The following is an 8,141-nucleotide window of genomic DNA, read 5'->3' as shown; positions in this document are numbered from 1 at the left end:
CTAAATACTTATTCTTCCAATCGTGCAGAGTAGAGATATGCATACCTTCATTATCTGCAAACTCCCGCAAGGATAAACCACTTTCAACAAACCTGCGAATAGTTGCTTTCTTATGCTCTTCTGAATAACGCTTCACTTAATTAAACTTACCGCTCCCTGTTTTACTTTTATTGAGGATTAAGGGCGACAACTATCCTGACACAGGGGGCTGTTGTCTACCGCTGGAACTTTTATGTACCTCTTTTCCGATTCTAGGTAAACGTGGATATAGCTGATATCAGAAGGGTCTGTTTTGGTCTTAACAAACAGCTTTTTGCCATTGTTGGACGCCCAATATTTACGGTATTCAATAAGTTCTGAGGACTGATAGCGTAGGTTATGAAGCCTAATCCCTGCAACTCCAATAGTTCGGTGTCTAAGCAAACCTAGTTCAACTTTCAATTGCTCCTTCTCTGCACCACTGTAGTAAGAGGGAGTCCATTCCGATTGATTCCACTTGTGGTATGGAATGTCACGTTCTCTTGAATCAGGAGCCATATGGTAATAATCGACAATCCACTTATGAAACAACTCAAGAAACACGGAAACTCTAATCACCGCATCCTTTTTAGGGTTGTAGTCTTGAAGTTGAGTAGGATTGGTGAACGTTTTTCCAGGCAGTGCGTTCACTAACCCTTTGTTCATCTGATCAAACAGCTTTTCGATACCTGACTTTCGCCAAGGTTTAGCAGCTTGACTGTATTGGATATCAGACACTAGAGGCCGTAATGAATCTTCTAAGCTTTGGCTCCAAAACTCGGCACCATTGTCGACGACTAAACAGTCAATCTTACCTTGACAAGGCCATTCATTTTCAATGGATGGATACCTTTGCTTTACCCAACTTTTATCCAGTAGCGAGTTCAATAGCGCCTTTCTGACAGAGTCAAAACTCGGCTCTCTAAAGTTGATACTGCACCCTACGATACATTTACTGAAACGGTCATAAAGCATCGTCAGATAGGGTCGTCCCAAAGGAATATCTAGCTCGTCATCAATCAAAATTACTGGAACTGGTGTATGGTCAATTTCGACATATTCCATTGGTTTGGTCGCAGCTACTTGCTGACCAACTGAGCGAAATTCTCGATCTGCATATCGTTTGCCAAATCTCGCAATCGCCACTTCATAAGGAGGTAACTCATTTATTCGATTATAAAATGAACGTTCGGAAATTGGCTTGATTTTGCCTTCCACAATCCCTCGATTTATTTGAATCACTCGGCTCTTATAATATCGGTATGCATCTGCAACGCTAAGTCGTTCACGAGTCAAGTATACATTCTTAATCGCCTCGTCAATCAGGGATTGCGAGTCCATTTCTTTTTGGCGATTACCCTTAAATGTATGCTTCGGAATAAGTGCACAGGGATCTTTACCCGCTTCAAAGTAAGTTTTTTTCCAAGTTGCTAAAGTCCGCCAACTCGGTGGAGTGAGCTGTAATTCCGACTCCACGAAATTTAAAATAGGGTTCAAGTTTTTCTCCGTCCATCCACCTTTTAAACGCTTCTCCACGAACGTGATGATTTTGATACGACGGATAACTTCTTGCTGTACTTTTGGTGATTGAGAATCAATAGTTGAAGAGATTTCAACAGGTTCTTGAGTTAGCTCTATTGGAAGCTGCTGAGGCTCTACTTCTGAAGTTTCAAACTCATCAAAGAACCCAAAAATGTTATTAGGGTCCGATGACATAGTTAACACCAAACGTAGGTTTCGAGACCAAAGCCAATTCCGTTTAGGTCTGTTTTAACTTGCCCTGAAGAGATCCAAGGTAGAGTAGAGATAAGTGTGTCCTGCTCCGATAAACCGAAATACAAAGATACCTCTTGTAACTTCACCATTTGTTTACGTTGAATAAACGCCAACACTAGCTTTTGAAACTCAGTCACGGTTCGCAAGCCGGAGTAACGGTGTAGTAGCTTGAAGTTATCTAAAGTTGGTCCCATTCTAATTTGCTTCTCAGTAATTAAAACTAAACGTCTGTTAAATTCGTTGAATGCAACTCTTTGTTTCTCTTTGAATCGTTCCCTAAAGTCAGGTTTGAGAATCTGGCTAGAGTGTTTTACTTCGAAGAAAGTTGAATGGTCGTCGTGATCTGTCGCCAAAAAGTCGGGGGTATATCGGCACTTTCGATTATTGAATTGATAGTGGAAGCCAAAAGGTTGGGAGGTAAAACTTTTGATGTCTGCGTTATATTCGAGGTGGAAACAGAAATCAAACTCTAAGATGGACAGAGTGCGAACAACTGCATCATTCTTCAAGCTCATGAACTTGCAGATGTTGTGGACGTGTGAGGACTTTTTGGTTTGGTCGAACATAGTGTGCTTCACTTTTGTTGTAAACCTACAACAAAAAGTAGTCTATGCAGACTTATAGTGCAAATATGCGAAGAAGCCTGCAATTTATGCGAACATATATTGCAGGCTTCAGAAGGGTGGAAGCCCCAGCCACATCCCGGCACACAAGTCACTCGCTGCGGCTGCTTCCTTCCGGACCTGACCGAGTTCACGAGCTATTGTTGCGGGAGGACCAGGGCCTCCATAGATTTTGTAGCTTGCTTAGTAAAGGGTTACTGTTGCAAAGCGTGGGAGGATTATCAGGTATCGTGACGATGAATGCAAGGACATCACTACAAATTTGTTCTTCAAGTAGATTAAGTGCTTATAGAATAGTCAAAGCGCCGACACTGTAGTCAATATCGACGCTTTATCTCGTGTAACATGTGACCGCTAAGGTTCTTGCTGTTCCACGTCGATACTCAGAATATAGTCTGTCATCCACGCAGTACCCAGTAAGCACAGCCAAACCACAAAGACCGGTTTCGGCACATCAACCGATGGCACCACAACCAAAGCAGCAAACCCGACCGTTGGCAGTGTCCAGCAGAACAGTTTATTCCAGCGGAACGTTTTGAGCCTTCCTAAACTCTCCATCGACGCTAAGATTCCCGTCATACATAAAGAGACTAATGCAGCATAAGGTAATCCCGCCGCCCAAATGGGTAATATCAGTGCCAATGACCACCAGCTATGTTCGGTTGAGCCTTTCCAGTTTCGCGCTGCATACCATGCAACAAACACTGAGAACGCTTGCACTAATGTCACCATAGGCGTGCCACTCAATTTCCCTGCCGCCTGCGTCAACATAATACCGACGGTGAGCGTTAGAACAATCAAACCAATAATACTCACCACCCAGATATTACTTCGTTTAGAGAACGCAACAGAAAATACTGGAATAAGAATCCATACCGCTACCGACATCGCAATGGACTGAATCGGAAGAGTGAGACCATAAACCACCATTGAGGCGAGCAACATCAAGCCTGCGATACCGCCTTGAGGCAAGATCCATAACGCGGGAATCATCATCGCTAACACGGGGATATCCCCCTCAGTAACGCTGATCGTTCTGGCACAAACTACAACCAGTAGACTTGTGATAATGAATTGAAAAACAGAAAATACCATAGCTCCTCCTTATTACCTATCCTTGGCAAAATGAACTAGGACACTTTCAGTATGGATCAATTTAAGGCGCAAATCTTTGCAGTAATTCACCAAATTCCACTTGGGAAAGTCGCAACTTACGGTCAAATTGCCAAAATGGCTGGGTATCCGGGCTATGCTCGGCATGTTGGTAAGGCGTTGGGTAATCTCCCAGATGGCAGTTCGCTGCCTTGGCATCGAGTGATTAATGGCAAGGGAGAGATATCGCTAAAAGGCGATGATTTTTTAAGGCAGAGAGCGCGATTAATGGAAGAAGGCGTGACGTTTTCAATCAAAGGTAGGATTCGTTTGAAACAATTTGGATGGCAGCCATAACTGCCATCCAATAGAAATACTTAGCGGACACCCACTAACATCATATTGACGTTTGCTGTTTGGTTGGCGTCAGTAATCACAGGGTATGAGGTATCACTGATAAAACGTAGCTTACCGTCAACTTCAATACGTGCGCTGACACTGTAGGTGTGTTTTGCTTTGATATCCGCCATGTCGTAACTCAACTCAAAATCAAACGGTACTTGTGCCCCATCGGTGGTAAAGGTTTGCTCACTGATCACTGTTGCTGCGACATCTTGCAACGACACATCTTGAAGCTTCACGGTCACAACAGCATTAGGTGGCAAAGCAATGCGCTCTCTGTAGGCGATAGTGCCTTTCACTGATGACATACCATCTTCCATATTTTTCTGTTGTTCCACTTGAGACGAAGCGTCTGATTGAGGTGCAGATTGGCACCCTACCAAGCCTAGACCTAAAGCAATAACCAACGCGCCAATGAGTGTCTTTTTCATGATGCCTCTCTTAGAGTTTTTGATTACGACCTGTGTAAAAAACAGGAACGATATGCAATAAACATATCAGATATACGACATCTCGCTTAACAAAAACACGCTTTTTTTCAATAAATTTACCCTATTCCTACATTTTTCTCTGCTTGACGAAATTGATAGCAAAACCCACACTTGGCTAACAAAGTTATGAATAAAAGATGGGTGCTATGAGTAAACCACTAAGCGATTTATTAGAACTATTACAGCTAGAACAGCTTGAAGTTGATTTGTTTCGAGGACAAAGTGAGAACCTTGGTTTGCCACAAGTGTATGGCGGGCAAGTGATTGGACAAGCATTGTCGGCAGCGCGTTATACCGTTGCTGAAGATCGCACAGTTCACTCCTTCCATAGTTACTTTCTCTACCCAGGTGACCCAGAAAAACCCATCATTTACGATGTCGAAAACCTCAGAGACGGCAAAAGTTTTAGTACCCGCCGCGTCAAAGCTATCCAAAATGGTCGACCTATTTTCTATTTAACAGCCAGTTATCATGGTGAGGCTCCGGGGTTTGAACATCAAAGTGCCATGCCAGAAATACCAGGACCAGAGAACTATGCCTCAGAATCTGAATTAGCCGCACGGATCGCAGACTTTCTCCCAGAGAAGCTTCGCAAAGCTTTTTGCGGTGAAAAGCCGATTGAAATGCGTCCAGTGACCGTCATCAATCCATTAAAACCAGAAAAGGCAGAACCTAAACAATACCTTTGGATTCGTGCTAATGGTGAAATGCCAGACAATCAACTTATCCACCAGTATCTGCTTGGCTACGCTTCTGATTGGGGCTTCTTAACTACCGCCTTGCACCCTCATGGTGTCACATTGTTAACCCCTAAATTTCAGGTTGCCACTATTGATCATTCCATCTGGTTCCATCGTCCAGTGAAAATGGATGAGTGGTTGTTATATGTGATAGATAGTCCCAATGCGAGTAACTCTCGAGGCTTAGTGCGCGGTGAAATTTTCAACCAAAAAGGTGAATTAATTGCTTCTTCTGTCCAAGAAGGTGTTATGCGCTTTACCGATGAAACCTCACGATACTAATAGAAAAGGCGGGGACTGATCCCCGCCTTTTCATAAGCACATGACGTGTTACTTAATGTGGGTATTTACCCCACTTTCGATTGATCAGATAGTTCACCATGCGACGCGCAAACCCAGAATAGGGAGAATACAAAAAGCCGATGGCTGAAAACTTGCCTTGATGCATAATAGGACGCAATTTGGAGAACGTTTCAAACCCTTCTCGTCCATGATAATGCCCCATCCCACTTGGTCCGACACCACCGAATGGCAAATCGTGCTGAGCTACATGCAGCATCACATCATTGATGGAGAGTGCGCCCGACATAGTATTTTCCAACACCGCTTGTTGCAGTTCTTTGTCATCAGAGAACAAATACAGCGCTAATGGTCGGTCACGTTCATTGATGAAATGATAAACATCGTCCATGGTTTTGTATGTTAACACTGGCAAAATTGGGCCGAAGATCTCTCTTGTCATTACGGGCTCATCACAGGCAGGACTCACCACTAGATGCAAAGGAAAACGTCGAGTCTCTGCGTCTGGCTCACTGGCTGGGATGAGATTAATCACCTCGCCGGCTCCTTCTTTTGCAGATTGGAGTGTCTCATTAAGGCGATGAAACGACACCTCATCAATCACGGCGGTGTAGTCTGGGTGATCAATGCTCTTGTAGCGGCTCTTCATGACGGATTTGGCCGCTTTGATAACTTGCTTGAGCTTATCTTCTGGGACTAACAAGTAATCCGGAGCCACGCATGTCTGTCCAGAGTTGTACACTTTACCGCCAAGAATACGTTTTAGTGCTTTCTTCACATCGTAGTCTGGCGCAATAATGGTTGGCGACTTTCCACCGAGCTCCAAAGTAACTGGCGTTAAATTCTCCGCTGCCGCCGCCATCACCTTGCGACCTGTTGCACCAGAGCCCGTGAAAATCAGGTGGTCAAATGGCAATTTTGAAAACGCTTGCCCTGTTGTGCCTGTTTCGGAGATAAAACACACTTCATCCTCAGTAAACGCACTCGAAAATGCCTGAGCTAAGGTTTTGCAAAGGTGGGTCGAGTTTTCCGACATCTTCACCATCACACGGTTACCGGCTGCCAACGCTGCGGTCATAGGCCCGATAGCCAAGTAAAGTGGATAGTTCCAAGGGACGATAATGCCAACTACACCCAACGGTTGAGGCACAACTCTATTTTTCGCAGGCCAGAACCACACTGACGTATGACGCTGTTTTGGGCGCATCCATTTCTTTAACTGTTTTCTCACATCAATAATCCCATCGATGGAAGAAAAAATTTCTAGTAGTGCCGTTTCCGCTGAAGAACGATGCCCAAAATCTTTCGCGATGGCCTCGCAAATCTCAGATTGATTCTCACGTAGGACTTTTTCAAGTTTGAGCAGGTTGACACGTCTGAGTTCGCGACTAATACAAGGAGACTCTTTAAATGCAGCCTTCTGTTCTTGAAGCCGCTCTATCATCTGCTGTTCATTGAGTTCTACTACACTCATTAATGCACTCCTGTATCGAGTAATGTTGATAATAGCTGTTGGCACTCCGCTACCGTCATCTCTTCTGGCACCGGATACTCACCAAACGCTTCCTTAATCGCTTGTTTCGCCAAACGAGGAATGTCGGACTTGTTCAGCTCTGGAATCACTGTTGGAATATTCAGAGCGCGGAGTAACGATTCGACATTGTCAATAAACTGAGCACTGTCTTTATATCCTAACGCCAGCGATAGCTGTGTCAGTCTGGCGTTATCTCTTTGTGCGGTAAAGCGCAGAACATGGGGCAAAACTATTGCATTCGCTCTACCGTGAGGGACATGATAGAAAGCCCCCAACTGATGAGCAATGGCGTGAACATAGCCAATATAGGTACGCGTAAACGCTAACCCAGCCTCATAACTTGCTATCGCCATTTTTTCTCGTGCGACTTTATCACTTCCTTGCTGATAGGCCGCTGGGAGATAGTCAAAAATCGCTTTGATTGCGCTGATTGAACACCTTTCGGTAAAGCTGTTTGAGTATTGGCTAAGGTATGACTCAATCGCATGTGTTAACGCATCGGCACCTGTTTCTGCAGTAATTTGCGCGGGCAGACCCAGCATAATATCAGGGTCTAATACTGCGACTTTTGGCACCAAAAATGGGTCGGTAATAGAGCGTTTCATTTTGGACTCTACATCGCTCACCACCGCCGCTACCGTCCCTTCAGAGCCAGTTCCTGCGGTCGTTGGAATCGCAATAATCGGCATCAATGGACGGTGTACTTTGAGCAGCCCAGTCAGCTTTGAAACATCTTTGTTTGACTTTGCGCTCCCAGCAATCGCCTTAGCGCAATCCATTGGCGATCCGCCCCCGAATGCAATAATGCCATCGCAACCTTGTTGCTTATAACGCTCAACCCCTTTGCGAACCGCAGCAAAATCTGGGTCTGGAAGGACTTCATCAAACAAACTGTATTCAATAGAAGCCGTCTCCAATGCGGCCAGCATATTATCGAGCAGACCCAGTTTTCGTAACACGCCATCCGTAACAATCAATGGTTTTTTGACTGAATATTGATTGCATAGTGATGGGATGTTCAGCACTTGACCAGAGCCTGATAAGCACTCTGGCTTGGGCACTGGCACCATTTTGATAAATGGCTTTTTTACCGACACCAATAGCTGATGCAGCATATGACACTCCCTTGCCTGCCAATGTAGATAAGAACCTAGTCTCATTTTAT

The 8,141-nt window shown here is 44.6% G+C and carries 8 protein-coding genes, 1 other RNA gene and 1 pseudogene; 2 read left to right on the top strand and 8 right to left on the bottom strand.

From position 1 onward, the window contains the following. The 5 genes and pseudogenes from VTH8203_RS25455 to VTH8203_RS06120 form a co-directional block, all read right to left on the bottom strand. Window positions 1–136, bottom strand: a 136-nt coding sequence (locus VTH8203_RS25455) for a transposase (protein ID WP_158296061.1), incomplete at its 3' end; no start/stop codon positions are given. 71 nt (window positions 137–207) lie between these two features. Then, a pseudogene (locus VTH8203_RS06135) lies at window positions 208–1,734 on the bottom strand (Mu transposase C-terminal domain-containing protein); the annotation flags it as partial. A gap of 2 nt (window positions 1,735–1,736) precedes the next feature. After that, window positions 1,737–2,360 carry a TnsA endonuclease N-terminal domain-containing protein gene (locus tag VTH8203_RS06130; protein WP_096992863.1) on the bottom strand — a complete coding sequence of 208 codons (624 nt, stop codon included), beginning with the start codon at window positions 2,358–2,360 and terminating at the stop codon, window positions 1,737–1,739. A gap of 120 nt (window positions 2,361–2,480) precedes the next feature. Continuing rightward, window positions 2,481–2,577, bottom strand: an RNA gene (ffs, locus tag VTH8203_RS06125) — signal recognition particle sRNA small type. Between the two features lie 194 nt (window positions 2,578–2,771). Further along, window positions 2,772–3,512 (bottom strand): VP0952 family biofilm-associated protein, encoded by a 741-nt coding sequence (locus tag VTH8203_RS06120; protein WP_096992862.1) that lies wholly within the window; start codon window positions 3,510–3,512, stop codon window positions 2,772–2,774. Window positions 3,513–3,563: 51 nt separating this feature from the next. On the opposite strand from VTH8203_RS06120, the gene VTH8203_RS06115 reads away from it, so the two are divergent. Further along, window positions 3,564–3,866, top strand: coding sequence for an MGMT family protein (locus VTH8203_RS06115; protein WP_096992861.1), 303 nt, complete (start codon window positions 3,564–3,566; stop codon window positions 3,864–3,866). A 20-nt stretch (window positions 3,867–3,886) separates the two neighbouring features. On the opposite strand, the gene VTH8203_RS06110 is transcribed toward VTH8203_RS06115, so the two are convergent. Then, window positions 3,887–4,342 carry a YbaY family lipoprotein gene (locus VTH8203_RS06110; protein ID WP_096992860.1) on the bottom strand — a complete coding sequence of 152 codons (456 nt, stop codon included), beginning with the start codon at window positions 4,340–4,342 and terminating at the stop codon, window positions 3,887–3,889. 206 nt (window positions 4,343–4,548) lie between these two features. Here VTH8203_RS06110 and tesB point away from each other — a divergent pair, with 206 nt between their 5' ends. Next, entirely contained in the window at window positions 4,549–5,424 is an 876-nt protein-coding gene (tesB, locus tag VTH8203_RS06105) for an acyl-CoA thioesterase II (protein ID WP_038222333.1), read from the top strand. 52 nt (window positions 5,425–5,476) lie between these two features. Here tesB and VTH8203_RS06100 read toward each other — a convergent pair whose 3' ends face one another. Together VTH8203_RS06100 and VTH8203_RS06095 are read right to left on the bottom strand one after the other, a co-directional pair. Further along, complete coding sequence (locus VTH8203_RS06100; protein ID WP_096992859.1) at window positions 5,477–6,916, bottom strand: coniferyl aldehyde dehydrogenase; 1,440 nt, start codon at window positions 6,914–6,916, stop codon at window positions 5,477–5,479. Then, the gene (locus tag VTH8203_RS06095; RefSeq protein WP_096992858.1) at window positions 6,916–8,091 is read right to left on the bottom strand and encodes an iron-containing alcohol dehydrogenase; all 1,176 of its coding nucleotides are present in this window, start codon (window positions 8,089–8,091) and stop codon (window positions 6,916–6,918) included. The genes VTH8203_RS06100 and VTH8203_RS06095 overlap by 1 nt, the downstream gene beginning before the upstream one ends. Between the last annotated feature and the right edge of the window lie 50 nt (window positions 8,092–8,141).

Origin of the sequence: Vibrio thalassae, assembly GCF_900089835.1 — a bacterium.
GTDB classification, from domain to species: Bacteria; Pseudomonadota; Gammaproteobacteria; order Enterobacterales; family Vibrionaceae; genus Vibrio; species Vibrio thalassae.
The sequence above is the reverse complement of the archived record's forward strand: the minus strand, read 5'-3'. Positions and strand labels throughout refer to the sequence as shown.

Coding starts and splice junctions, on each gene's coding strand:
- VTH8203_RS06130 (WP_096992863.1), bottom strand. CDS start 2,360: ATGTTCGACCAAACCAAAAAGTCCTCACACGTCCACAACATCTGCAAG.
- VTH8203_RS06120 (WP_096992862.1), bottom strand. CDS start 3,512: ATGGTATTTTCTGTTTTTCAATTCATTATCACAAGTCTACTGGTTGTA.
- VTH8203_RS06115 (WP_096992861.1), top strand. CDS start 3,564: ATGGATCAATTTAAGGCGCAAATCTTTGCAGTAATTCACCAAATTCCA.
- VTH8203_RS06110 (WP_096992860.1), bottom strand. CDS start 4,342: ATGAAAAAGACACTCATTGGCGCGTTGGTTATTGCTTTAGGTCTAGGC.
- tesB (WP_038222333.1), top strand. CDS start 4,549: ATGAGTAAACCACTAAGCGATTTATTAGAACTATTACAGCTAGAACAG.
- VTH8203_RS06100 (WP_096992859.1), bottom strand. CDS start 6,916: ATGAGTGTAGTAGAACTCAATGAACAGCAGATGATAGAGCGGCTTCAA.
- VTH8203_RS06095 (WP_096992858.1), bottom strand. CDS start 8,091: ATGCTGCATCAGCTATTGGTGTCGGTAAAAAAGCCATTTATCAAAATG.